15 protein-coding genes are annotated in these 26,601 nt (G+C 70.2%); 9 read left to right on the top strand and 6 right to left on the bottom strand.

Annotated elements, in window-relative coordinates:
* Positions 1-87 precede the first annotated feature (87 nt).
* From CDO46_RS18150 to CDO46_RS18135, 4 genes are all read right to left on the bottom strand, one after another.
* Entirely contained in the window at positions 88-1,029 is a 942-nt protein-coding gene (locus CDO46_RS18150) for a VOC family protein (protein WP_087839890.1), read from the bottom strand.
* Between the two features lie 34 nt (positions 1,030-1,063).
* Positions 1,064-1,900 carry a fumarylacetoacetate hydrolase family protein gene (locus CDO46_RS18145; RefSeq protein WP_087839889.1) on the bottom strand — a complete coding sequence of 279 codons (837 nt, stop codon included), beginning with the start codon at positions 1,898-1,900 and terminating at the stop codon, positions 1,064-1,066.
* 222 nt (positions 1,901-2,122) lie between these two features.
* Positions 2,123-3,145, bottom strand: a complete 1,023-nt coding sequence (locus CDO46_RS18140; protein ID WP_087839888.1) for an amidohydrolase family protein — start codon at positions 3,143-3,145, stop codon at positions 2,123-2,125.
* Between the two features lie 193 nt (positions 3,146-3,338).
* Positions 3,339-7,676 (bottom strand): DEAD/DEAH box helicase, encoded by a 4,338-nt coding sequence (locus CDO46_RS18135; protein WP_087839887.1) that lies wholly within the window; start codon positions 7,674-7,676, stop codon positions 3,339-3,341.
* A gap of 205 nt (positions 7,677-7,881) precedes the next feature.
* On the opposite strand from CDO46_RS18135, the gene CDO46_RS18130 reads away from it, so the two are divergent.
* Positions 7,882-8,874: a tripartite tricarboxylate transporter substrate binding protein gene (locus tag CDO46_RS18130; protein ID WP_087839886.1), complete on the top strand. Its 993-nt coding sequence runs from the start codon at positions 7,882-7,884 to the stop codon at positions 8,872-8,874.
* Positions 8,875-8,877: 3 nt separating this feature from the next.
* Here the strand turns inward: CDO46_RS18130 and CDO46_RS18125 are convergent, their stop codons facing one another.
* A complete protein-coding gene (locus tag CDO46_RS18125; protein ID WP_243724414.1) occupies positions 8,878-9,600 on the bottom strand; it encodes a TetR/AcrR family transcriptional regulator in 723 nt (240 codons plus the stop codon).
* Between the two features lie 72 nt (positions 9,601-9,672).
* On the opposite strand from CDO46_RS18125, the gene CDO46_RS18120 reads away from it, so the two are divergent.
* The 8 genes from CDO46_RS18120 (at position 9,673) to CDO46_RS18085 (ending at position 25,677) form a co-directional block, all read left to right on the top strand.
* A complete protein-coding gene (locus CDO46_RS18120) occupies positions 9,673-10,689 on the top strand; it encodes an HlyD family efflux transporter periplasmic adaptor subunit (RefSeq protein WP_087839885.1) in 1,017 nt (338 codons plus the stop codon).
* Positions 10,686-12,446 (top strand): ATP-binding cassette domain-containing protein, encoded by a 1,761-nt coding sequence (locus tag CDO46_RS18115; protein ID WP_087839884.1) that lies wholly within the window; start codon positions 10,686-10,688, stop codon positions 12,444-12,446. The genes CDO46_RS18120 and CDO46_RS18115 overlap by 4 nt, the downstream gene beginning before the upstream one ends.
* Positions 12,443-13,582 carry an ABC transporter permease gene (locus CDO46_RS18110; RefSeq protein WP_087839883.1) on the top strand — a complete coding sequence of 380 codons (1,140 nt, stop codon included), beginning with the start codon at positions 12,443-12,445 and terminating at the stop codon, positions 13,580-13,582. The genes CDO46_RS18115 and CDO46_RS18110 overlap by 4 nt, the downstream gene beginning before the upstream one ends.
* A gap of 3 nt (positions 13,583-13,585) precedes the next feature.
* Positions 13,586-14,701, top strand: a complete 1,116-nt coding sequence (locus tag CDO46_RS18105; RefSeq protein ID WP_087839882.1) for an ABC transporter permease — start codon at positions 13,586-13,588, stop codon at positions 14,699-14,701.
* A 13-nt stretch (positions 14,702-14,714) separates the two neighbouring features.
* Entirely contained in the window at positions 14,715-16,337 is a 1,623-nt protein-coding gene (locus tag CDO46_RS18100) for an efflux transporter outer membrane subunit (RefSeq protein WP_087839881.1), read from the top strand.
* A 39-nt stretch (positions 16,338-16,376) separates the two neighbouring features.
* On the top strand, positions 16,377-16,781 hold the full coding sequence (locus CDO46_RS18095) for an Hsp20/alpha crystallin family protein (RefSeq protein WP_087839880.1): 405 nt from the start codon (positions 16,377-16,379) through the stop codon (positions 16,779-16,781).
* Positions 16,782-16,825: 44 nt separating this feature from the next.
* Positions 16,826-19,255 carry an endopeptidase La gene (gene lon / locus CDO46_RS18090; RefSeq protein ID WP_087839879.1) on the top strand — a complete coding sequence of 810 codons (2,430 nt, stop codon included), beginning with the start codon at positions 16,826-16,828 and terminating at the stop codon, positions 19,253-19,255.
* Positions 19,256-19,401: 146 nt separating this feature from the next.
* A complete protein-coding gene (locus CDO46_RS18085; protein WP_087839878.1) occupies positions 19,402-25,677 on the top strand; it encodes an autotransporter outer membrane beta-barrel domain-containing protein in 6,276 nt (2,091 codons plus the stop codon).
* Between the two features lie 145 nt (positions 25,678-25,822).
* On the opposite strand, the gene CDO46_RS18080 is transcribed toward CDO46_RS18085, so the two are convergent.
* Positions 25,823-26,596 (bottom strand): SDR family NAD(P)-dependent oxidoreductase, encoded by a 774-nt coding sequence (locus tag CDO46_RS18080; RefSeq protein ID WP_087839877.1) that lies wholly within the window; start codon positions 26,594-26,596, stop codon positions 25,823-25,825.
* Positions 26,597-26,601 lie beyond the last annotated feature (5 nt).

Genomic DNA, 26,601 nt, shown 5'->3' with positions numbered 1-26,601 from the left:
CTCGACCGCTTCGCGTATTTCGCTGGCCAGGGCCAGCAGTGGGGTGGAGTCTGCATGCCGGTCGCATCGACCGGCATGTATGCTCGATCAGGCCTCGGTGTTGTGAATGAAGTCCGGCGGCACGTCCGGCCCCCACTGATACAGGCTGTCCTCGGGCGGGAAATCTCCCGAGGGCCACCCGTGCTCGGCCGAGATGTAATCGATGTCGGCCGAGTATTCGCAGTACGAACCCCACGGGTCGCGCACGTAGTGGAAGAAGTTCGATCCCAGCACGTGCCGGCCCGTTCCCCATCCGCGCGTGTAGCCCGCTGCGGCCATCTGCGCCGCTCCCTGGCCGACCTGGTCGATGCTGGCCACGTCCCAGGCCGAGTGATGCCAGCCGCGTGCCGAACTGCGGGCGAAGGCAACCAGGTGATGGTCGCAGCCATGCGGGGCGTGGGTGAAGGCGATGCCGTCGCCGGACCGGTCGGACAGCCTCAGGCCCAGCGTCTTTTCATAGAAAGCCAGCGCACGCGAGACGTCGGGCGTGAACAGCAGTACGTGGGACAGGCGGCGCGGGCGGACCTGCGCGACCTGGCTGCGGAAGCGGGCGCCGCGCGCGTCGGCTTGCACGTGGATGTCGTCCAGCGGGCTCTTGGCGTCCGGCGTGATCTTGGGGCCGGCCTTGACCTGGATCAGGTTGCCGTCCGCGTCGTGGAACCAGATGCCCTCGGCGGTGGCGTGCGGCACGCCGGCGGCCGTTGCGACGCCGGCCTGCTCCAGCTGAGCGCGGATGGCCGCCAGGTCGCCGGCATAGCAATTGAAGCTGAGGTAGGCCAGCGCCTTGCGCGGGCCCGCGTGGAGGCGGGCCGAGACGTGTCCGTCCCGCGCCCGCAGCGCCAGGCCATGGCCCTCGTCCTCGACCGTGAGGCCGAAGGCCTCGTGGAAATGGCGGGCGAGGGGCAGGTCCGGAACCATCAACGCGTAGTGGTCGATGGAATGCACCGCGGCTTGCCGGGTGCCCGCGCCATGCTGGGTCTGTATGCTCATGGGTCTCCTCCGTCGTGCGGCCGTGGCCGGACGTTCAGGCTTCGTCGGCGATCGGGTTGCGCAGGGTGGCGAAGCCGGTCACCGATATTTCGCAGACATCGCCGGCGCGCATCAGCAGCTTGGGCGTGCGGGCCCAGCCTATGCCGGCGGGCGTGCCGGTGACGATGACGTCGCTGGGTTCCAGCGTGATCGCCTCGCTGATGACGCTGATCAGCGTGGGGATGTCGAAGATCATGTCGTCGGTGCTGGCCGACTGGACCACTTCGCCGTTCAGGCGCGTTTCCAGGCGCAGGCCGCGCGCCGCGGGCGGCACTTCGCTGGCGGTGACCAGTTCCGGACCGAAGGCGCCGGTGGCGTCGAAGTTCTTGCCCACCGTCCATTGCGGGGACAGGAACTGGTATTCGCGCACCGAGCCGTCGTTGAACAGAGCATAGCCGGCAATGCAGTCGAGCGCGTCTTCCTTCCTGATGTGCCGCCCGCCGCGCTTGAGAATCACCGCCAGTTCGCCCTCGAAGTCCAGGGAGTCGGACACGCGCGGGCGGACGATGGGTTGGCCATGGCCGACCAGGCTGGTGTCGTAGCGCGGGAAGATGGTGGGATAGGCGGGCTGCTCGTACTTGCTTTCCTTGGTGTGGTCGGCGTAGTTCAGGCCGATGCAGAAGATCTTGGCCGGATGCTCGACGACGGGCAGGTAGGCGACGTCGGCCTCGTCCACCAGCTTGCCGCCGCCGCGGGTGCCGGCGTAGGTTTCGAGGTCGGTGTCGGCGACCAGCAGGGATTCGATCGATTCCTCGCCCAGGATCCGGATCTTGTTGCCCTCGCGGGTGCCGAGGTAGGGGGTGCCGTCATGGAGGAAGCGGACGTAGCGCATCGGGGATTCCTGTCTCTGTTATGGGGCGTGCGGGAAGAATGAGCACGCCCTTGTGCCCGATGCAAGCGTAAGGCGGGGGAGCGATGGGGAAAAGATGGCGGGTTTTCTCCACCGATACCTGACAAGTATCGGTGGAGGCCTTTGGAGGCCGGAATGCACATGGGGCCTGCCGGCGCGTCGATGACGCCGGCAGGCCCCGTCAGGCAAGGGGGAAACCGCGGTTTACAGTCCCCGTGCCTTCAGTTGCGCGTCCAGGCGCGGATAGACCCGGCGCGCGTTCAGTTCGAACACCTTGCGCTTGTCTTCCGCCGGGATGTCCAGCGCGTCGATGTAGCGCTTGGTGTCATCGAAATAGTGCCCGGTCTGGGGGTCGATGCCGCGCACCGCGCCCACCATTTCCGATCCGAACAGGATGTTGTCGACGTCGATGACCTCGAACAGCAGGTCGATGCCGGGCTGGTGGTAGACGCAGGTGTCGAAGTAGACGTTCTTCATCACGTGCTCGGCCAGCGGCGGGCGCTTGAGCATGTCGGCCAGCCCGCGGTAGCGGCCCCAGTGGTAGGGCACGGCGCCGCCGCCATGGGGAATGATGAAGCGCAGCGTCGGGAAGTCGCGGAACAGGTCGCCTTCGATGAACTGCATGAAGGCGATGGTATCGGCGGCCAGGTAGTAGGCGCCGGTGGCGTGCATCGCGCAGTTGCACGAACCCGAGACGTGGATCATGGCCGGCACGTCCAGCTCGACCATTTTCTCGAAGAACGGATACCACGAGCGGTCGGTCAGCGGCGGGGCGCTGAAGCTGCCGCCGGACGGGTCGGGGTTGAGGTTGCAGCCGACGAAGCCCAGTTCGGTGACGCAACGCTCGAGCTCGGCGATGGAACTGGCGATGGAGACGCCGGGCGATTGCGGCAGCTGGCAGACGCCGATGAAGGTCTCGGGGTACAGGTCGACGACGCGCTTGATCAGGTCGTTCGAGCGGCGGGCCCAGACCTGGCTGACGTTCTCGTTGCCGACGTGGGGCTCCATGGCGGAGGCACGGGGCGAGAAGATGGTCATGTCGGCGCCGCGCTCGCGCAGGAGGCGCAGCTGGTTCTTCTCGATGGTCTCGCGGATCTCGTCGTCGGAGATATCGGGATAGGCCGGGTCGATGTCGCCGCCGGCCTTGAAGTTGGCCTTCTGCTGGTCGCGCCATTGGTTGTGGGCGGCAGGCGAGGTCGTGTAGTGACCGTGGCAATCGATGATCATGCTGCGCAATTCCTGTGTGGCGAAGGATGGCGTCGGCCGGGGCCGCGGGGCCATCGATGGGGGAGAATCCGGACGGCCCGTGGGCCGCCTACGCAACGCGCAATTGTAGCCGCTTACACTTGCGCGATACCCGCTGTTTTCCGCATTTCTGCTTTTCGGGTTTGCGCGGCCGGGAGGGGCCGCCGGGGGGACTTCAGCGTCGCGCCACCAGCGCCGCGCGCAGCCGCTCGCGCTCGTCGGGCGCGGCCTCGACCAGATAGCGGATGTCGCCCGCGACGGCGGCGGCCACGGGCAGTCCGTCGCGATACAGTACGCGGTTGCCGGCCAGCGCGGGTATCTTTTCCCCGGGCAGCAGCACGCCCGCCAGGTTCAGCGGATCGGCGGCGCAGACGCAGGCCAGTTCGCCGCCGGGCTCGCGGCGCCGGATGCCGCGCAGCAGCGGGATGGCCTCGGGCAGCGCGAACTGTTCGCCCGCCAGGCCGGCCACGAAGCGGCCGCCCCGCACGTCGCCGCGGGCCTCCAGGCGGTGGAGCACGGGCAGCAGCTCGCGCCACGGCGGCAGCCAGCGGGCCTCGCGTTCCAGCAGGCGCCAGAAGACGACGCCGTAGCGGCGCAGGAGGACCTGGGCGATGTGTTCCAGGACCTGCGGATCCGTACGCGTACGTTTGCCGGGGGGCGCGGGGTCGGTGGCGGCGGGCCGGCGCAGCAGCGCCCAGCGGCCGGCCTGGTCCATCTGGTTCGGGGCCGTGCCGTGGCGCGAACGCCGACGCTGGTGGGCGGTGCGCTGGGACGCGGGGACGAGCAGCGCGCGCAGGCCGGCGTAGCTGTCGGCGTTCGCGGCGCCCGCCGCGACCAGTTCGCCCAGCGCCGTTTCCAGTTCATTGGGCAGCAGGCGGGTGTCGCCCAGCAGTTCGTCGAAGAACATCGCGCCGTGGCTGGCCAGTGCCTCGCGCACCCGCTGCGCGCGTGCCGACAATTCGGCCTGCTGGTCCGGCGGCACGAGCGCCTGCCAGGGGCCAAGGTGGCGCCGGGGCAGCAGTACCATGGGCGTGGCGCGCACCGGTCCGGCCGTGGACTTGCCCTGGCTCGCCAGGCGCATCCAGACCACTTTGCCGGCCTGGCTCAACCCGTCCAGCCAGCCGGGCGAGTAGGCGTCGAGCCGCGCCGGCAGGATGTCCGATTCCCAGGCTCCGGCAGCGGCTTCGTAGCCTTCCAACTGGTCGATGACCTGTGGCAGGGAGCCGGGGCCTTGCAGGCGGGCGTCCGGCGCGACGTGTTGCCACGCCAGCAGGAAGCGCATGAAGTCCTGCCGTTCGACCGGCTCGATCTCGCGGCGCAGGCGCTTGATGGTGTAGCGGTGGATACGGGCCAGCAGGTGCCGTTCGCACCATTCTTCCTGCCGTGCCTGCGGGTGGAAGCGGCCGCGCATGACGTAGCCCTCGGCCTCGAGCCGGGCGAGTGCCGCGGCGACGACGGTCTCGGGCAGCCGGAGGTCGGCGGCGATGCGCGGCAGCTCGAGCGGTCCGAATCCGGTCAGCCGCGCGCGCACGACTTCGACCAGGGCGGCGTCGGCCTCCCACGGTTCGTCGCAGCCGGCGGGCAGGGCGATGTCCGGTTCGGCGCGAGCTCCGGGGTAAAGGGCGCGCACGCAGGCCAGGCGCTCGACCGGTACCCACAGGGCGGCGCCGGGTCCCAGGCGCAGCCGTGTCGCCCGCCCTTCGTCCGCCAGCGCGCCCAGCCAGTCCCGCCAGCCGTCGTTGGCCGCCGCCTCGGCTTCGGTCACGCAGGCCAGACTTGCCAGCGCCTCCTGCATTTCATCGGTGCCGCGCGCCTGCGGCCAGGCTTCGGCGGCCACCGCTTCGATGGCGCCGGCATCCAGGGCGCCCAGGTCGTCCGCCGATTCCGGATCGGTCCAGCGGCGAGCCTGCACGGCCTGGGTACGGCGTTCCTCCAGCGGCGCGTCGTCCAGGAAAGCGTAGGGGCGCGCGCTGAGTATCTCCATGGCCAGCGGCGATGGGGTGGGCAGGTCACGCGCCACCAATTCGATTTCCCGCTTCTCGATCCGCCGCAGCAGCGCGAGCCAGCCTTCGGCGTCCATCGCCTCGTGCAGGCAGTCGCCGATGGTCTGCGCGACCAGTGGGTGGTCGGGGATCTCGCGTTCCCCGACCACGTTCTCGAGGCAGGCCGCCTGGTCGGGGAAAACCGCGGCCAGCAGGTCGTCGCTTTTCATGCGCTGCAACTGCGGCGCGACCTTGCGGCCGCCCACGTAGCGCGGCAGCGCCAGCGCGGTGGTGGCGTTCCAGCGCCAGCGCACGTTGAACAGCGGTGCGTCCAGCAAGGCCTGCACCAGCAGGTGCTCGGCGGTGTTCGAGCGCAGGTAGCGCCAGACTTCGTCCAGCGGGAAGCTGTGGCTGGTGGACAGCGACAGCACGATGGCGTCCTCGGTGGCCGCGGCCTGCAACTCGAAGTTGAAGCTGCGGCAGAAGCGCTTGCGCAGGGCCAGGCCCCAGGCGCGGTTGAGCCGGCTGCCGAAGGGGGAGTGCACCACCAGCTGCATGCCGCCCGACTCGTCGAAGAAACGTTCCATGACCAGCGCGTCATGGGTGGGCAGCCGGCCCAGCGCCGCTTTCGCGCGCGCCAGGTACTCGACGATCTGGCGCGCTGCCGAGGTGTTCAAGCCGATCTCGTCCATCAGCGCCTGGATGGCGCCCTCGACGTCGGGCGAGGTGTCGCCGGAGCGCGCCAGCAGGCTTTCGACCCTGGCGCGCAGGCGCGAGACGCCGGCCGACAGTTCGTCGCTGCGGCCGGGCGCCTCGCCTAGCCAGAACGGGATGCTGGGCGCGGCGCCGTGCGCGTCCTCCACGCGGACGCGGCCGGCTTCCACGCGCAGGATGCGATAGGACGTGTTGCCCAACTGGAAGACGTCGCCGGCCAGGCTTTCGACCGCGAAGTCCTCGTTGACCGTGCCGACCATCAGCCCTTGCGGTTCCAGCAGCACGGTGTAGTCGGCGTTGTCGGGGATGGTACCGCCCGAGGTGACCGCCGTGAGCTTGCTGCCGCGCCGCCCGCGCAGCGCGCCCGTCACCACGTCGCGGTGGATGTAGGCCGCGCGCACGCCCTGGCGGCCGGTGTAGCCCTCGGCCAGCATGCGCAGCACCGCGTCGTACGCCGGCCGCTCCAGGTCCGCATAGGGCGCCGCGCGCCGCACCAGCGCGTACAGGGCTTCCTCGCTCCATTCCTGGCAGGCGACCTCGGCCACCAGTTGCTGGGCCAGCACGTCCAGCGGCGCGATGGGCACGTGCAGCGCATCCAGCTCGTCGCGCCGCACACAGTCGAGCAGCGCTGCGCATTCGATCAACTCGTCGCGCGAGGTCGGGAACAGGCGTCCCTTGGGGATGCCGCCCACGTGGTGGCCCGAGCGGCCCACCCGTTGCAGGAAGGCGGATATCGTGCGCGGCGAGCCGACCTGGCAGACCAGGTCGACGTCGCCGATGTCTATGCCCAGTTCCAGCGAGGCGGTGGCGACCAGCACGCGCAGTTCGCCGCGCTTGAGCCGTTGTTCGGCGTCGAGCCGGTGTTCCTTGGCCAGGCTGCCGTGGTGGGCGGCCACCGCTTCCTCGCCCAGGCGGTCGGCCAGGTGGCGGGCAGCGCGTTCTGCCATGCGGCGGGTGTTGACGAAGACCAGCGTGGTGCGGTGCTGCCCCACCAGTTCGGCCATGCGGTCGTACACGCGGTCCCAGACATCGGTGGCCATGACGGCCTCCAGGGGGACGGGCGGCAGCTCCAGGTCCAGGTCGCGGCGCCGCACGTGTTCGACGTCGACGATCGCGCAGTCGTCCGCGTGGGCCGGCCCGGCCAGGAAGCGTGCCACGGCCGACAGTGGCTTCTGCGTGGCCGAGAGCCCGATGCGGACGGGACGCCTGCCGCACAGGGCGTCAAGCCGTTCCAGCGTGAGGGCCAGGTGGCTGCCCCGTTTGTTGCCCGCCATGGCGTGGATTTCGTCCACGATCACGGTGCGCACGTCGGCGAGCATGCGGCGCCCGCCGTCCGAACCCAGCAGCACATACAGCGATTCGGGCGTCGTCACCAGGATGTGCGGCGGCCGCTTGCGCATCGCCTGCCTGGCCTGCGCCTCGGTGTCGCCAGTGCGCACGGCGGTACGGATGCCCGGGTCGGGCAGGCCCATGCGGTCGAGTTCCGCGGCGATGCCTTCGAGCGGCGCCTGCAGGTTGACGCGGATATCGTTCGACAGCGCCTTCAGCGGCGAGACGTACACGACCATGGTGGCGTCCGGCAGCGCGCCGCCGGCGTCCACGCCCATTCGCACCAGCTCGTCGATGGCGGCCAGGAAGGCGGTCAGCGTCTTGCCGGAACCGGTGGGGGCGGCCACGAGCGTCGAACGGCCGGCGCGGATATGCGGCCAGGCGCGGCGCTGGGCTTCCGTCGCCGAGCCGAACGCCTGGCGGAACCAGGCGGCCACGGCCGGATGGAAGCCGTGCAAAGCGTCGACGGGGTGGCGGGCGATGGTCATGCCTGACTATATGGGGACGGCGCCGTGCATCGCAACCGCGGGCGCGGCGTGACGCATGAACATCTTGGAGACAAGGCGGGGTTCCTAGAAAACCCTAACTGTTTATAAAAACATACTGTATGTGTGTTAGAGTGAGTGCAGGAGCCATGAGCCGGCATGAACCGGCCGCGGCGGGCGACCCAGAACATCGTCAGGAGACAAAAGCATGAAAGGCGTCCTTTTCCCATCGCGGCTCGCGCTCGCCTTGACGTTGGTGCTGGGCACCGCGGCGGCCCACGGGCAGGCGGCGGGCAAGTCGGAGGGGGGTTACCCCTCCCGGCTCATCCGGATCGTCGTGCCCTATACGCCGGGCACGAGCGCCGACACGCTGTCCCGCCTGCTGTCCGAGAAGCTGGCGGCGCGGCTGGGCCAGAGCGTCGTGGTCGAGAACAAGCCCGGCGCGGCGGCCGCCATCGGCACCGCCTACGTGGCCAAGGCCGCGCCCGACGGCTACACGTTGATGATGTCCCTGAACACGCATGTCATCACCCCGGCTTCGCGCAAGACGCCCTACGATCCGGTCAAGGATTTCGCGCCCATCGGGCAGATCGCCTCGGGCCAGATGCTGATCCTGACGCACCCGTCCGTGCCGGCCAAGACCTTTCCGGAATTCGTCGCCTATTTGAAGAAAATGGGCGACGAGGTCAGCTACAGTTCGCCGGGCCCGGGCTCGACCACCCATCTGTATTCCCTGGTGCTGCAGGACATGTTGGGAACGAAGATGCGCCACATCCCGGCCAATGGCATGGGCGTGGCGGCCATGGACGTCATGCAGAACAGCTCGACCATGCTGATCAGCACGGTCGAGGCCTCGCGCGCGAACGTGGCCTCGGGCAAGCTCAAGCCCATGGCCCAGACCGGCAGGCTGCGTTCGCAACTGGTGCCCGATCTGCCCACGGTGGCCGAGTCGGGATATCCCGACTACGACCTGTCGATCTGGGTGGGCATGTACGCGCCGGCCGGCACGCCCAAGGCCATCGTCCAGCGCCTGCACGACGAGATCGGCGCGATCATGGGGGCGCCGCAGATGCGCAAGGACCTGCTCGAGAAGGGCTATGACGTCGTATTGACTTCGCCCGAGGAATTCGCGGAACTGAACCGCAAGGAATTCGCCCGCTGGAAGGACGTGGTCGCGCGCCACGGCCTGCAGGCGGAGTAGGCGTCAGCGCGGCTTGCGCGCGGACCGGCGCGGGGGGCGGGTGGCGACGATGGCATCCAGTCCCGCGAACGCATAGGTCTTCAGGTGCGCGGCCAGGTCCGCCGCCGGCTGCTGGAACAGTGCCTGGATGGGGCTGTTCATGTCGCGGTGGACGATCAGCAGCACCATGCAGGGCGCCATGACGCTCAGCACGCACCGGGTCAGCGCCGGGTCCCCGGCGGGGATGCCGGTGATCTCGCCGATGATGGCGCTGATGAGCCCGAACTTCGGCAGGGCCTCGGCCTCGATGATGCCGTCCAGGTGGGGCGAGGGCGCCAGCACCTCGCGTGCCCACAGGCGGATGTGCCAGCTGTCGGCATTGAGCAGGCTGGCCGTCAGTCCGTCCAGGAATTCCTCGAGCTTGCGCCGCGGGGGCTGGGCGCTGTGCGCCAGGCGCGTCAGGTAGTCCAGGCTGATCAGATGCTTGTGGACTTCCTTCAATAAAGCCAGGTAGAGACCGTCGCGGCTGCCGAAGTGGTAGTTGACCGCGGCCATGTTGCATTGTGCCCGCTCGCAGATGGCTTTGCTGGTGGTGTCCGCGTAGCCCCGCTCGGCGAACAGTTGCCCGGCGGTCTCCAGGATGCGGGCGCGGGTGGCTTCGCCGTCCATGCGTGGAGAGCGGGCGGGGATCGACGGTCGGGACGTGACGGCCATGCGGGAAGGCGCCGGGGACGCGGGAGTGGGCATGTAAAAATCATACATCAAATTGAAATTTGAGTTATATAATTTGCCGACCGACGGTTTCCAAGGGCGGCGGCGATGAAGAAGGTGCTGGCAGGGGGCGTGCTGGTGGCGGCGGTGCTGGCGGGGGCTGCGTGGTATGTCTTGCGCCCGGCGCCCGCACAGGATGGCTTGACGCTATACGGCAACGTCGATATCCGGCAGGTGACGCTGGCGTTCGACGGCAGCGACAGGGTGGTCCGGATGCGGGTCGAGGAAGGCGACCGCGTCAAGGCCGGCGACGTCCTGGCGGTGCTGGATGACCGTTCGCTGCGTTTGCAGGAGGTCCAGGCCCGCGCGCGTATCGCGGTGCAGGAGCAGGCGCTGCTGCGGCTGCGCAACGGCACCCGGCCCGAGGAAGTGGCGCAGGCGCAGGCACAGGTGGCGTCGGCCCAGGCCGAGGTCGAACTGGCGCAGCAGCAGCTCGCGCGCCTCCGGGGCATCGCCGCGAACACCGGCGGACGCGGGGTCAGCCAGCAGGACCTGGACAATGCCGAATCGCGCCTGCGGGTGGCGCGCGCACAATGGGACAGCCGCAGCAAGGGACTGCAACTTGCGCGTGTCGGACCGCGCAGGGAAGACATCGCGCAGGCCGAGGCGCAACTGGAGGTGTCGCGGGCCGAGCTGGCGCTGGTCGCCTACCGCCTGGAGCAGACCGAACTGAAGGCGCCGGCCGACGCCGTCGTGCGCGCCCGGCTGCTGGAACCCGGCGACATGGCCTCGCCCCAGCGTCCCGCCTATACGTTGGCGATCGCCGATCCCAAGTGGGTGCGTGTCTATGTGTCGGAGCCGCAACTGGGACGCGTCAGGCCGGGCATGGCGGCCGAGGTATTCACCGACAGCCAGCCCGACCGGCCCATCGCCGGACGTATCGGCTACATCTCGTCGGTGGCCGAATTCACGCCCAGGAACGTGCAGACCGAGGAGTTGCGGACCAGCCTGGTCTACGAGATGCGTGTGCTCGTGGACGACCCGCAGGACCGGCTGCGGCTGGGCATGCCGGCCACCGTGCGCATCGCGCCGGACCGGCGGGACGACGGAGCACCGGCCAGATGAGCGAGGCCGCCGTCGTCGTGGCGCGCGGCGTGCGCAAGCGTTTTCCGGCCGCGCGCGGGGGAAGCGAGGTCGTGGCGCTGGACGGCATCTCGCTGGACGCGCCCGCGGGCGCGCTGACCGCGCTGGTCGGGCCGGACGGGGCGGGCAAGACGACCTTGCTGCGCCTGGTCGCGGGGCTGATGAAGGCCGAGGGACAACTGCGGGTGCTGGACATCGACGTCGCCGCGGATCCCCAGGCCGTGCAGAACCGCATCAGCTACATGCCGCAGCGCTTCGGCCTGTACGAGGACCTGAGCGTGCAGGAGAACCTGGACCTGTACGCGGACCTGCATGGCGTGCCCCGGCAACGGCGGGGCGAGCGCTATGCGCGCCTGCTGGAGATGACCGATCTCGGCCGGTTCACCGCCCGCCCGGCGGGCAAGTTGTCCGGCGGCATGAAGCAGAAGCTGGGGCTGGCCTGCACGCTGGTCCGGTCGCCGGAACTGCTGCTGCTGGACGAGCCCACGGTGGGCGTGGATCCCCTGTCGCGCCGGGAGCTTTGGGAGATCGTCCGGCAACTGGTCGACGACGAGCGCCTGTCCGTGATCGTCAGCACCACCTATCTGGACGAGGCCGAGCGCTGCGCCCGCGTGTTCGTGCTGCATGAAGGCAGGCTGCTGGCGCAGGGTGGGCCCGAGGATATCCGCCGGCCCGCGCGCGGGCTGTGCTTCGTGGCGGCGCCGCCGCCGGGCGAGCCGGCCCGGCTGCTGCAGGCGCGCCTGCTGGACGACACGGCCCGCGTCATCGATGCCGTGCCAGAGGGGGGAGAGGTGCGCGTGATCCGTCGCCCGGCGGCGCGGGGCGAACCCGCGCAAGAGCCAGGACGCTCCCTGGCCTGGCGGCCGGTCGCGGCCAGGTTGGAAGACGGCTTCATGGTGCTGCTTCGAGAACGCCGGCCGGAAGCCGAGGCAGCGCCGTTGCCCGTGCCGAGCGCGACGGCCGCCAGCGGCGAAGCCATCATCGAGGTCCGCGACCTGGTGCGCAAGTTCGGCGATTTCGTCGCCGTGGACCGCACCAGCTTCACGGTGAACAAGGGCGAGATATTCGGCCTGCTCGGCCCCAATGGCGCGGGCAAGACGACGACCTTCCGCATGCTGTGCGGACTGCTGCCCGCCAGCAGCGGTTTCCTGCGCGTGGCGGGCGTGGACCTGCGTACGGCGCCGGCGCGGGCCCGGCGCCGCGTCGGCTACGTGTCGCAGCGGTTCGCGCTGTACGGCAACCTGAGCGTGATGGAAAACCTGACGTTCTTCGGCAGCGCCTACGGCCTGCATGGCGAGCGCCTGCGCGCGCGCATCGCGGCGGTGCTGGCGCAGTTCGGGCTCGAAACCCAGGCACGAGCGGCCAGCGGACGCCTGCCGGGCGGCTACAAGCAACGGCTGGCGATGGCGGTCGGCCTGCTGCACGAGCCCGACATCCTGTTCCTGGACGAGCCCACCAGCGGCGCCGACGCGCTGGCGCGGCGCGAGTTCTGGCGCCGGATCACGACGCTGGCCGCCGACGGCACCACCATCGTGGTGACCACGCATTTCATGGAAGAGGCCGAGTACTGCGATCGCATCGTCATTCAGGATGCCGGGCGGCTGCTGGCGCTGGGCACGCCGCAGCAGGTGCGCAAACAGGCGGGCGAGACGGCCGCGCATCGCATGAACATGGAAGAGGCATTCATCGGCATCGTCGAGCGTGGCCGCAGGCAGGAGACCGCGGAGGCCACGGCATGAGCGAATCCCGGTCCGGCGGCTTCTGGCGGCGCCTGGTCTCGCTGACGCGCAAGGAAGTGCGGCAGTTGCTGCGTGATCGCGCCAACCTGATGATGGGCATCGCGCTGCCCATCGTCCTGATCCTGATCTTCGGCTATGGATTGTCGCTGGATGTCCGGAACGCGCCCGTGGCGGTGGTGCTGGACGATGCCTCGCCGGTCGCGCGCGACGTGGTGGCCGGGCTGTCCACGCCGGGCTACCTGGCGCCCCGCGTGGTGGGCTCGGCGCACGAGGCCTACGCGCTGATGCGCGCGCGGGAGGTGGATGCCGCCGTGCTGGTGCCGGCGGATTTCTCGCGGCGGCTGGCCGCCGGCGACGCGCAGGTGCAGGTCCTGCTGCAAGGCGCGGACGCCAGCCGCGCGACCATGATACGCGGCTACGTCGCCGGCGCGCTGGCCTCGTGGAGCCAGAAGCGGGCCGACCGCGGCGAGGCTGCGGGGCCGGGCGCGGGCCGGGTCCAGGTGGTCGACCGCATGTGGTTCAACGCCGCCAACGACAGCACGTGGTACCTCGTGCCCGGGCTGATCGTGCTGATCATGACGCTGGTGGGGGCCTTCCTGACGGCGCTCGTCATGGCGCGCGAGTGGGAACGGGGTACGCTGGAGTCGCTGTTCGTCACGCCGGTGCGGCCGGTGGAAGTGCTGCTGGCCAAGATCATTCCCTATTTCTGCGTGGGAATGATCGGGCTGGCGCTGTGCCTGGCCGCCGCGGCCTTCCTGTTCCACGTGCCCATGTACGGATCGCTGCCGGTCCTGCTGTTCAGCGCCATGTTGTATCTGCTGGTCGCGCTGGGCATAGGCCTGGTGATCTCGTCGGTGACCCGCAACCAGTTCCTGGCCAGCCAGGTGGCCCTGATCGCCAGCTTCCTGCCGGCCCTGATGCTGTCCGGATTCATGTTCGACCTGCGCAACGTGCCGACGGCCATACGGGTGATCGGGCAGATCCTGCCCGCCACCTATTTCATGGAGTTGATCAAGTCGCTGTTCCTGGCCGGGAACAACTGGCCGCTGGTGGCCAGGAACTGCGCCATCCTGGCGGCTTACGCCGTCGTGCTGCTGGGCGTGGCGCGCCTGGTCACGCGCAAGAGGCTGGACTGACGCATGGATGCCTTCATCGACTTCTGGCGACGCCTGGCCCAGCTGTGCCGCAAGGAACTGCTGGCCATCCTGAAGGATCCCGCCAACCGGGCGATCCTGGTCGTTCCCGCCTTGCTCCAGAGCGTCGTGTTCGGCTATGCCGCGACCTACAACCTGACCAACGTGCCATACGCCGTGCTGGACCAGAGCCAGGGCGCGGCGTCGGCCCGGCTGCTGGCACGCCTGGACGGCACCGGGGTCTTCCATCGCGTCGCCACGCTGACCGCGCCCCGCGACATCGCGCGCGTGGTGGATGCCGGCGACGCCCTGCTGGTCCTGCAATTCGGGCCGGACTTCGAGGCCCGGCTGGCCCAGGGGCAGGAGGCCCCCTTGCAGGTCATCCTGGATGGCCGCAACTCGACCACCGCCGGCCAGGCATCGGCCCACGTCGCCGAGATCGTGGCGGCCTACAACGCCGAACTGCGCGGCGGTGGGATGCCGGTCACCGCCGTGCCGCGCGTCTGGTACAACCCCAACCTCGAGACGCGCTGGAACATCATGCCGGCCCTGATCGCCGCGCTCAGCATGATGCAGACCCTGATGCTGACCGCGCTCTCGGTCGCGCGCGAGCGCGAACAGGGCACGTTCGACCAGTTGCTCGTGACGCCCTATACGCCCATGGAGATCATGCTCGGGAAGGCCGTTCCGCCGGTGCTGATCGGCCTCGTGCAATCGTCCATCATTCTTTGCGTCGCGCTGTTCTGGTTCCGCATTCCCATGGCCGGGTCGCTGGCGACGCTTTACGCGGGACTGGCGATCTTCACCGTGGCCTGCGTGGGAATCGGGCTGTCCATCTCGGCCGTCTCGGTCAACATGCAGCAGGCCATGCTCTACACCTTCGTGCTGATCATGCCGCTGATGCTGTTGTCGGGACTGGCCACGCCGGTGCGCAACATGCCCGATCCCCTGCAGGTCGCTACCCTGGCGAATCCGCTGCGCTTCGCCATCGACCTCGTGCAGCGCGTGTACCTGGAGGGCGCGGGCCTGCCGTCGCTGTGGCGCAACCTCGTGCCCATGTTCGTCCTGGGCGCGCTCACATTGCCGCTGGCGGCGTGGCTGTTCCGCCATCGTCTGGTTTGACTGGAGGCCAAGCATGGCATGCGATCCGATCCGCCGGCCCGGGACCCGTTTTTTCCTGCAGGCGACCTTGCTCGTGTCGTGCCTGGGCGGTTGCGCGGCCGTGGGGCCGGACTTCACGGCGCCCGCCCCCGCGCAGCCCGCGGACTGGAACAGCTGGCGCGGCGCTCCCGAGGCCTTGCGCGATCCCGTCTCCACGGCGGCGCCATCGGAGCGCTGGTGGGAAACCTTCCAGGATGCGAGGCTGGACGCGCTGCTGGCGCAGGCACGCGAGGCGAGCCCGGACCTGCGGACCGCGGCGCTGCGTTTCGCGCAAAGCCGGCTCATGCGGCAGACCGTGGCCGCGCAGCGCGGGCCGGACGTGGGCTTGTCGGCGGGCGTGTCGCGCCAGCGCCAGAGCGAGTACGGCGCCGGCACCCGCCTGCTGGACGCGATCGCGCCCGACAACCGCGAGCAGCTCGTCTCGGTGCTGAGCGACCCGTTCACGCTGTACCAGGCGGGCTTCGACATGTCCTGGGAAATCGACTTGTGGGGCCGGGTCGCACGTTCGATCGAGGCGGCCGATGCCGACGTGGACGCATCGGCGGCGGCGCTGGCGCAGGCGCGGCTGTCGGTGGCCAGCGAGATCGCGCGCGACTATTTCGAACTGCGCGGCATCCAGGCGCAATTGCAATGGTTGCAGGAGGATATCGCCGCGGCGCGGGAGTCCCTGGACATCTTGCAGGCGCGGCGGGACGGCGGGCAGATCGATGCGCTGGACGTGTCGCGGCAACAGGCGTTGCTGGCCGACCTGACCGGCCGGCTGGCGCCGCTGCGCGCGCAGGAGGCCGCGGCGGCCAACCGCATTGGGTTCCTGGCCGGCCAGCCTCCCGGGGCGCTGCGGGACATGCTGGCGGAAACCCGGGACACGGACGCCCCCATGCCCGATTTGGCACTGGGGCTGCCTTCCGAGGTCGCGCTGCGCCGGCCCGACATACGGGCGGCCGAAGCGCGGCTGCATGCGGCCACGGCCGACATCGGCATCGCGACGGCCGACCTGTATCCGCGCATCGTGCTGGGCGCGAGTTTCGGCTACGAGTCGTTCAAGGACGGCAGGTTCGGCGAATGGGGCAGCCGGCGCTGGTCGGTCGGTCCCAGCCTGTCGTTGCCGCTGTTCGACCGGGGGCGGCGACGCTCCACCGTGGCGCTGCGCGAACTGGCGCAGCAGGAGGCGGCGGTGTCCTACCAGCAGACGGTGTTGCGGGCGTGGCAGGAGATCGACGATGCCCTGACCGGGTACGGCGCCGAACGCCGGCGCAATATCGAGCTGCGCCGCAGGCTGCGCGCCAGCAGCGACGCTCTCGAACTGGCCCGGGCCCGCCACGCCGGCGGGATGACCGATTTCCTGCCGGAACTCGACGCCCGGCGCACCTTGTCGCAAGCCAGGCGCGACCTGGCGCAGAGCGACAGTCAACTGCGTATCGGGCTGGTCGCGATCTACAAGGCCATAGGCGGGGGCGGGCAGGTGGCGCCGGGCGTCCCCGCCACTGACTGCGACATCTGTTACGAATCCGCGACCCCGCGCCCCGCGTGCGTTCCGGCCCGGCGGCGGGGTGCGGCCTTTCCATCCCCTATTGCCAGATGCCACGCGCCGCCTTAATTTGGAGCCATCGGGGCGCCCCGAGCAAGGACAAGGACCATGATCTATCGCAAACCGTCCAACGCCATGTGGATCGACGCGGTCAGGCTGCTGGAGCAGGCGGACAACCTGCACCGCCAATTCTTCCGTCCGGGCCACGGCGGCCCGCAGGGGCCCACCTGGGAACCCCCCATCGACATCTTCGAGACCGGCCGGGCGTTGTCCGTGCTGGTCGCGCTGCCCGGCGTCGCGCCCGACCAGGTCCAGGTGCTGATCGACGGGCCGACGCTTACCGTGGTGGGCGAACGCCCCTTGCCGGCGCCGGCCGAGGCCCACATCCGCCGCATAGAAATTCCCTACGGCCGCTTCGAGCGGCGCATCGCGCTGCCGCCGGGCGCGTTCGAAATCCGGGAGCACAGGATGGTGGACGGCTGCCTCCTGCTGACCCTGCTCAAGCTGGGATAGACCGGCGGCACGCCGCAACTCGAACCGGGGACAGGTAAGAAGCCATGGCAAACGAATTTCGAGACCAACAATCGGGGCAGGAACGGCAGGAGGCGCAGGGTGCGCAGCCCGCGGGCCAGGGGCCGGCGCCATCGATCGCGCTGCCGTCGGACGCGTTGACGCTGGTCCCGGTGCGCAATCTCGTGCTTTTCCCGGGATTGGTGGCGCCCATTTCCATCGGCCGCGACAGCACCGTGCGCGGCGCGCAGGAGGCCGCACGGGCCGGCCGCCAGGTGGGAGTCGTGCTGCAGCGCGACCCGGAGGCCGAGGAGCTGGGCGACGGCGACCTCCATCCCATGGGGACGGTGGCCAACGTCATGCGCTACGTGACCACGCCCGACGGCACGCACCACGTCATCTGCCAGGGCGTGCAGCGTTTCCGCATCATCGAGCTGCTGCAGGGCTATCCGTTCATGGTGGCGCGGGTCCAGCGCTTCGAGGATCCGGAGATCATGACCTCGGACATCGAGGCGCGCCTGATCCAGCTCAAGGCGCGCGCGCTGGACATCCTGCAACTGTTGCCGCAGGCGCCGGCGGAACTGGCGGGCTCCATCCAGAACATGACCTCGGCGCCGCTGCTGACGGATTTCATCGCCGGGCTGATGGAGATCCGGCCGGAGGAAAAGCAGGACGTGCTCGAGACCGTGGACGTCGTTGCCCGGGCCGACAAGGTGCTGGCCCTGATGATGCACCAGATCGAGGTGCTGCGCATCAGCCGCGACATCGACCAGCAGACCAAGGCGCGCTTCGAGGATCGCCAGCGCGAGGTCATGCTGCGCGAGCAGCTCAAGACCATCCAGCAGGAACTGGGCGAGGCCGAGGGCAACAGCGCCGAACTGGCGGAGCTGGGCGAGCGCATCGCCAAGGCCGGCATGCCGGAAGAGGCCGAGAAGCAGGCGCGCAAGGAGCTCAAGCGGCTGGAGGGCATACCCGAGGCATCGGGCGAGTACTCGATGATCCGCACCTACCTGGATTGGCTGATCGAGCTGCCCTGGTCGGTATCCACCGAGGACCGCATCGACATCGCCGAGGCCCGGCGGATCCTGGACGAGGACCACTACGGGCTCGACAAGATCAAGCGCCGCATCCTGGAGTACCTGGCCGTGCGCAAGCTCAATCCCACCGGCAAGAGTCCGGTGCTGTGCTTTGCGGGGCCGCCGGGAGTGGGCAAGACTTCGCTGGGCCAGAGCATCGCCAAGGCCACGGGACGCAAGTTCGTGCGGCTGAGCCTGGGCGGCGTGCACGACGAGGCCGAGATACGCGGCCATCGGCGCACCTACATCGGCGCGTTGCCGGGCAACGTGATCCAGGCCATCCACAAGGCCGGTTCGAACAACTGCGTGATGATGCTGGACGAGGTGGACAAGCTGGGCGCCAGCGCCCAGGGCGATCCCGCCGCGGCGCTGCTCGAGGTGCTCGATCCCGAGCAGCACGATACCTTCCGCGACAACTACCTGGGCGTGCCCTTCGATCTTTCCAGGGTGCTGTTCATCGCGACGGCCAACGTGCTCGACGGCATTCCCGGGCCGCTGCGCGACCGCATGGAAGTCATCACGCTGCCGGGCTACACCGAGGAGGAGAAGGCCCAGATCGCGCGCCGCTACCTGGTGCCGCGCCAGCTCGAGGCCAATGGCCTCGCGCCCACGCAGTGCGAGATCACCGACGCGGCCATCCACGAGGTGATCAACGGCTATACCCGCGAAGCCGGCGTGCGCAATCTCGAGCGCGAGATCGGCAGTACCTTCCGCCATGCCGCCATGAGCGTCGCCGAAGGGACGGCGCAGCACGTGCGCATCGACGTGGACGAGGTCCATGCGATCCTGGGCGCGCCACGCTTCGAAAGCGAGATCGCCATGCGTACCGGCCTGGCGGGCGTGGCTACCGGGCTGGCCTGGACGCCGGTCGGCGGCGACATCCTGTTCATCGAGGCCAGCCGCACGCCGGGCAACGGCAGGCTGATCCTGACCGGACAACTGGGCGAGGTCATGCGCGAGAGCGTGCAGGCGGCGTTGACGCTGCTCAAGGGCCGTGCGGCCTCCTTGAATGTCGATCCCGCGCTGTTCGAGCACAGCGACATCCACGTCCATGTTCCGGCGGGCGCGATTCCCAAGGACGGCCCCAGCGCCGGCGTGGCGATGTTCGTCGCGCTGACGTCGCTGATGACCAATACGCCGGTCCCCTCGGACCGGGCGATGACGGGCGAGATCAGCCTGCGCGGACTGGTCCTGCCGGTCGGGGGCATCAAGGAAAAGGTGCTGGCCGCGTTGCGGGCCGGCATCAAGACCGTGCTGTTGCCGGCGCGCAACCGCAAGGACGTCGACGACATCCCGGAGGAATCCCGCAAGCAGCTCCAGTTCATTTTCCTGGAGACGGTCGAGGACGCGATCCGCGCGGTGGGCCAGGCCGGCAAGCCGGGGGAGACGACGGCCAGCTGATGGCCTGATGTCATTCGTCGGCTGGCAGTGTCGATTCGTCGGCAGGGATTGCGGTGCCCGCATCCTGACAAATAAGATCGTTCGCGTACGACAAACGCACGGTTGCGTTCGTTTGTCGAGTTCTCGCGCATGGGACCCGTACGCACATGACGACGTATCCGCATTCCCCGACGGCCGCCGGCAACGAAGGCGCTTGCAGGCGGCCGTTCCGTCTGGACCTCCTGGCGGCGGCGACGCTGGCCGCCCTGTCGTCGCTGGCCGGTACCGTGCAGGCCCAGGTCGTCCACGACTACCGGGGCGCCGATGGCTCCTGCTGCCATGACCACAACGGCTCGGACGGCGGCAATGGCGCGGATTTCGTCGGCGCGTCCGATTCGTCGCTGAACGTCTCGGTCGGCGCCGGCACCGCGGTCTTCGTGGACGTGAGCGGCGGCCATGGCGGCGACAGCGAGGGTTCCACCGACCCGGGCGATACGAACTACAACCACTGGGGCGGCAACGGCGGGGAGGGCGCGACGCTGGGCTACAACCTGCTGGACAGCACCCTGCGCAGCGGCGGAGTCGGGCTGCGCGCCGCCTCGCATGGCGGCGACGGAGGCAGGTGGGCGATGCAGAGCGGGGGGCGGCGCTACGGCGAGGGCGGAGACGGCCACGACGCGAGCGTGGTGGTCTCGGGCACCGGCATCACGGCCGGGACCTATGGCATATGGGTCGATTCCCTGGGCGGCGCGGGCCAGGAACCCTCGATCCGCGACATCCTGCCGTCCGGCGATTCCGGGCGCGGCGGCAAGGCGGGCGCGGCCAGCGTGAACCTGAGCTATGGAACGTCCGTGACCGTGTCCGGCGGCACGGGGCAGTCGGAGACCGCCGGCGTGCTGGCCCAGTCCGTGGGGGGCCGGGGCGGGGACGGTTTTCACGGCGGCGTCGGCGGCGGACACAGCACGGCAGGGCAGGGCGGCGACACCGGCGATGTCAGCGTCAGCATCGACGGCAGCAGTTCCATCACTACCGACGGCACGGGAACGGCAGGCGTGATCGCGCGCACCCAGGGCGGCCGGGGCGGAGGCGCGGAAGGAAGCGACGAGGGCGAACCCGCCCAGGACGTGCGCGCCAATCGCGGTGGAAACGCCGGGCATGTCACCGTCTTGAACGCGGGCGCCATCACGACGCACGGCACGGCGTCCGCCGCCATCCTGGCCAGCAGCCAGGGCGGCAGGGGGGGCGATGGCGGGGCCGGCTCCTGGTCGTCAGGACATGACGGCGGCGACGGCGGGTCGGCCAGCGGCGTCACCATCGCCAATTCGGGCCGGATCGCCACCTACGGCGATTATTCCAGCGGCATCCAGGTCCGGGTCGCGGGCGGCGACGGCGGCAAGGGCGGCGATGGCGGGCTGTCGGGCCATAGCGGCAGCGGCGGTTCCGGCGGCGGCGTGGGCGCGCTGGCCTACGACATCACCAACAGCGGTTCGATCGCGATCGCCGGCGCGGGCGCCGAGGACGATGACGGGACCACGGGCACGGGATCCTTCGGCATCGTCGCCCAGGCGTCCGGCGGCGAGGGCGGCGCGGGCGCCGAGGCGGCCGGGTGGTTCGTCGTGGGCGGCAACGGCGGCGGCGGGGGCAATGGCGGCGCCGGCCGCGTGACCAATACCGGCAGCATTTCCACCACGCGCGACCAGAGCGGCGCGGTGCTCATGCAAAGCGCCGGCGGTGGCGGCGGCGTGGGCGGCGATGCCGACAGCACCGGCCTGATCGTGTCGATGGCGATAGGCGGCCGGGGCGGCGTCGCGGGCGATGGCGGCGACTTGTCGCTGACCTCGTCCGGACGGATCGCCACGCAGGGCGCGGGCTCCACCGGCGTGATGCTGCAAAGCATAGGCGGGGGCGGCGGGCACGGCGGATCGGCCAAGGCGGCCTCGGTGGGCGTGCTGGTCGGCGTCGCGCTGTCCACCGGCGGAGACGGCGGCGCGGGCGGGGCGGGCGGGCACGTCGCCATCGGGCTCGGTCCGGGCGGCTCGGTCACGACCTCGGGGGCCCTCAGCAGCGCGGTGGTCGGCCGGTCGGTCGGAGGCGGAGGCGGCAACGGCGCGTTCGCCGAGTCCGTGCAGGCGACCATCGCGCCGGAACTGGGGCCGGACATCCCGTCGGGCACGGCCAGCATCCAGGTTACGGTGGGCGGCCGCGGCGCCTCGGCGGGCAACGCCGGGGAGGTCGACATCGCCAATGCCGGCACGGTGGCCACCTCGGGGCACGAGAGCCACGGCATCTTCGCGCAAAGCAGCGGCGGCGGTGGCGGCAGCGGCGGCGTGGCGGCCGCGCCGCTGCGGCCGACGACGATAGGCGCGTCCAGCTTCACCATCAGCTACGGCGTCACGACCGGGGGCGAGGGCGGCAGCGGGGGGCACGGCGGGGCGATCTCGGTACACAACCAGGGCGGCGGCGCGATCACCACCGCCGGCGACCATGCCGTGGCCGTGCTGGCGCAGAGCGTGGGCGGCGGGGGCGGCAACGGCGGCCTCGTCCAGCAGGAGACCGAGCGTTCGTTCGAACCCGTGGTCGGGTCGCCCACCGCATTCCTGGAGACGTTGGCCAAGGTTTCCGAATGGCTGGAGGAAGCGCCCAGCTCGATCTCGTTCGGAGGGCTGAGCTACGCGCTCGATACCCGGGTCGGCGGCAACGGCGGGAGTGGCGGCAATGGCGGCAACGTCGCCGTCGCCAACGACGGCGCCATCGCGACACAGGGCCTGGCGTCGGCGGGCATCATTGCGCAAAGCATCGCCGGCAGCGGCGGGCGGTCCGGGGCCATCGGCTCGGCGGGCGCATCCAGCCTGCTGTCCGCGATCGACACCTTGCTGAAGGCCGCCAACGAAGGCGTCAGCAACGTGGTTTCCCTGGCGCCTTCGATAGGCACCAATCTGTCGGTGGGCGGGAATGCCGGCGATGGCGGGCAGGGGGGCACGGTGCAGGTGGCCAACACCGGCACGGTCTCGACCGCCGGCAAGGCCGCGGCCGCCATCCTGGCGCAAAGCGTGGGTGGCGGCGGGGGCGTGGGCACGGTCTCGGAACAGGACCTGGCCGAACTGGTGAAAGCGCACGGCGGCGACCAGGCCGCCGAGATCCTGGAGAAGATCGACCAGATCGCCGAACTCCTGGCGTCCAAGGGTATGTCCCTGACCCGCAACATCAACGTGACCGTGGGCGGCGGCGGAGGGGGCGGCGGCAATGGCGGCCTGGCCACGGTCGATGCCAGCGCGGCGGGCAGCGTGGTGGCGACGAGGGGCGACCATGCGCCCGGCATCGTGGCGCAAAGCGTGGGCGGGGGCGGTGGCAAGGCCGAGGTGTCGAGCTTCCTGGTCGGGGCCGGCGGGCTGGCCACGCCGGCCGGACAGACGGAAGCGCCGCTGACGATCACGATGGGAGGCAGCCGGACCCTGCCGGGCTTCATGTCGGAGGCGGCGGTGATGAGCGGTGGCGGCGCCTCGGTCACGACGAGACAGGTCCGTACCCAGGGCGACGATGCGCCGGCGGTGATCGCGCAGAGCGTGAGCGGCGGGGGCGGACTGGCCTCGATCAGCATCGACGGCCTGGACGCGGCGGGGCTGGGAGCCGGGCACGCGGCACAGGCGCCGGTCATTTCGCTGGGCGGGAAGATCAGCGTGGTGGGCGGGTTCTCGATTCCCCCCGTCTACGCCGGCGACGCGACGGTCACCACGACCGGCGGCAACATCGTCACGTCCGGCACGCTGTCCCATGGCGTGATGGCCCAGAGCATAGGCGGCGGAGGCGGAGCGGCGACGCTGGCCACCAGCGCCGCCGCGGCGCCGATGCTGGCGCCGGCGCAAGTGACGCTGGGCATGGATGCGTCGAACCAGGAAGCCGTGCGGACCGACGGCGGACACGTTTCCGTGACCACCGGCAAATACGACGAAGGGGCGAGCACGATCACCCATACGATGGTCCAGACCTCGGGCGACCTGGCCTTCGGCGTGCTGGCGCAAAGCGTGGGCGCGGGTGGCGGCTACGTGGGCCTGTTGAGTGGCGGGCAGGCGCAGGCCACCGCCAGCGTCGCGCTGGGAGCGCTGGGCGGCGCGGTGGGCGACGGCGGCCAGGTCGATGCGCGCGTGGCGGTCAACAGCTCCATCGACACGCGGGGCAGGAACGCCGTGGGGGTGCTGGCGCAAAGCGTGGGCGGCGGGGGTGGTATCGCCGGCCTGTCGACGGCCGCGGGCAGGACTACGCTGGCCGCGCCCGCGTCGCAGGGCTCGGGCGCGGGCGGCGCGGTCAACGTGAACGTCGAAGGCTCGGTGCTGACCGAAGGGGCGGGCGCCATCGGCGTGCTGGCGCAGAGCGTGGGTGGCGGCGGAGGCCTGGCCGGGGACCTGTCCTCGGTCAGCTACGACGACACCCTGGTCAAGGCCGTCGACGTGGCGGGGGGCGCAGGCAATGGCGGCGCGGTCGACGTGCAGGTGGGCGTCATGGTCGCCACGCAGGGCCGGAACGCGCCTGCCATCGCCGCGCTCAGCCTGGGCGGCGGCGCCGTCTTCTCGGAAGCCGGCATCCAGGTTCGGAGCAGCGGCGGCGGAACGGGCAGCGCGGGTGGGGCAATCAACATCGGGCTGGGCACGGGTTCCCTGGTCACCGCGCAGGGCGGCGGCGCGCCGGCCATCCTGGCCGTGAGCGCCGGCAGCGCGGCGCAGGACAGCGGCGGTGCCGTCACTATAGGCGTGGGCACATCGTCCGCCGTCTACGCGGACGTTGCCAGTGGCACGGCGATCCGGACGGTCACCGACAACGCCACCTCGGTCTCCAACCAGGGCCTGATAGCCGGCGCGACCGCGATCGATGCCTCCGGCCGGGTGGCCGTGGACAACTACGGCTTGTTCATCGGCAGCGTCACGAGCGGCGACGCTGCCCGAGGTACTTTCGTCAATCACCCGGGCGCGGTGCTGGCCAGCGGCCAGCGGCTGGACGCCTCCCTGGTCAACCAGGGGGTGTTCAACCCGGGAGGTCCGGTCGACCAGCGTGGTTCGTACCAGACGACGTTCATGCAGGGTTTCACGCAAGGCCCGGGAGGCGTCTTCCAGGCCGACGTCGATTTCAGCGCGGGCGGACTGGCCGACGTGATCGGCGTGAGCGGGCCGGCGCAACTGGGCGGCAGCCTGCTGGTGCTGGGGCACAACCTGGCCGGCGGCCAGCCCATGCTGATCGCCCAATTCAATACCACGCCGACGGGCTCGTTCAGCCTTGCGGGGCAATCGCCGGTCGTGAACTACGACGTGTCGCTGACCAGCGACGGCCAGCTATGGGTCACGCCCCAGGCGAATTTTCGTCCGCAGAACCTGGGCCTGACCGCCAACCAGGCCAGCATCGCCGGCTACCTGCAAACCCTGTGGGACCGGGGCGATCGCGGCCTGACGACGCTGTTCGATCCCTTCGCGCGGCTGGAAGGTACGGATGCGTATGTGAAAGCGCTGGGCGCGGTGGCCTCCGACGCGGCGCTGAGCCGCGCGAGCAACCGCACCTACGAACTTCACTCGGCGCTGGACCGGATGATGAGCTGCCCCCACTTCAGCGATCGAAGCGTCCAGCTGGCCGAGGGCGAATGCGCGTGGGCGCGTGTGATAGGCGGCCGCTTCGACCGTTCGGCGTCCGCCGACGGCGCAGGCTACGACAACCGGCAGACCACGGTGCAGTTCGGCGTGCAGCGCCAACTGGCGCCGGACTGGTTCCTGGGGGCCTCGGCCAGCTACAGCCGCACCAATACCTATTCCGCGGACAACACCGTGCGCATCGCCAGCGACAGCTTCCATGCCGGCCTGACGCTGAAGCGGCAGACGGGGGCCTGGCAGTTCGCCGGCGCGCTGATGGGGGGCTACGAGGAATCGGACCAGGCGCGAAGCATCGTGCTGCCGGGCATGGCCGCGCGAGCGACCAGCAAGCCCGATTCCTACCAGCTGGCGGCGCGTGCCCGGGCCGCCTATCAGTTCTCGTTCGGCGACTGGTACGCCAAGCCGTATGCGGACCTGGACCTCATCTACGATCGCACGCCGGGATACAGGGAGTCGGGCGCGGGCCTCTTCGACCTGGTGCACGACGCCAGCGACCGGTGGAGCGCGGTGCTGACGCCCAGCATCGAGTTCGGCGGCAAGGTCAGTATGGGCAAGGCGGTCGCGCGTCCCTATCTTGCGCTGGGCGTGGGGCTGGTGGCGGGGCGCAAGGTGTCGACCGATGTGCGGCTGGCGGTGGCGCCGCAGGATGCGTTCACGTTGTCGACCCGTGTGCCGGGGGTATTCGGCAGCGCGACGGCCGGCATCGAGGTGATGTCGGCCGATGCGTGGTCGCTGCGGGCGGAGTACGGGATCCAGGCGGGCGAGCATCTGGTGGCGCAGACGGCCAGCCTGAAGCTGGGGGTGCGGTTCTAGGGGTTGGGTTGAATTGGGTTCTTTACCCGGTCTTGTCCGGGGTGCCGGGACCGGCTTCGCTGCGCCCCAACGCGAGCCGCCCCACCGCACCGATCAAGGACGGTTCAAGAACCTGATCCCTGCCATTCACGACCGTCGATTCCACCTAAAGCAGCGTCTGCCCCCCATCGATCACGATGGTCGAACCGGTCACGAACGCCGAGGCGTCGGAGGCCAGCCAGACCACGATCTCCTTCAATTCCTCGGGCCGCCCGATCCGGCCCAGCGGCACGTTCCTGACAAAGGCGGCGTGCTTGGCCGGATCGCTCATTTCCCCTTCAGTCAGTGGCGTCAGGAAACGCCCCGGCGCCAGGGTGTTGACGCGGATGCCCTGCGGCGCCCACTCCATGGCCAGCGCGCGCGAGAAGTTGATCATGGCCGCCTTGGCCGCGCTGTAGGGGGAGTTGTTGGGCCGGCCGCGCAGGCCGGCGGCCGAGGCGATGTTGATGATGGAGCCGCGGCCTTGCGCGTGCATGGCCCGTCCCGCCGCGCGGCAGACATAGAAGGTCGAGTCCAGGTTGGCGCCGATCAGGCGCTTCCATTCATCGTCGGCCAGTTCCAGCACGGGTTTGCGCTGGCTGCCCCCGGCCGAGTGCACCAGGATGTCCAGCGTGCCGAATTCCTCGAGCACGGCCGAGACGGCGCGGTCGACCTGCGCGGAATCGGTCGCGTCGGCGGCCAGCGGCAGGGCGCGGGCGCCGGTCGCGCGGATTTCCTCGCAGGCCGATTCGACGTCCCGTGCCGTGCGTGCCAGCAGCGCCACGTTGGCGCCGGCCTGCGCCAGTCCCATCGCGATGGCCCGGCCCAGGCCCTTGCCGGCGCCCGTGACCAGCGCGGTGCGGCCGTCCAGCCGCATGGTGTTCCACAGGGAAGCGTTCATGGGCG

This window comes from Pigmentiphaga sp. NML030171 (assembly GCF_002188635.1).
Taxonomy (GTDB): Bacteria; Pseudomonadota; Gammaproteobacteria; order Burkholderiales; family Burkholderiaceae_B; genus Pigmentiphaga; species Pigmentiphaga daeguensis.
The sequence above is the reverse complement of the archived record's forward strand: the minus strand, read 5'-3'. Positions and strand labels throughout refer to the sequence as shown.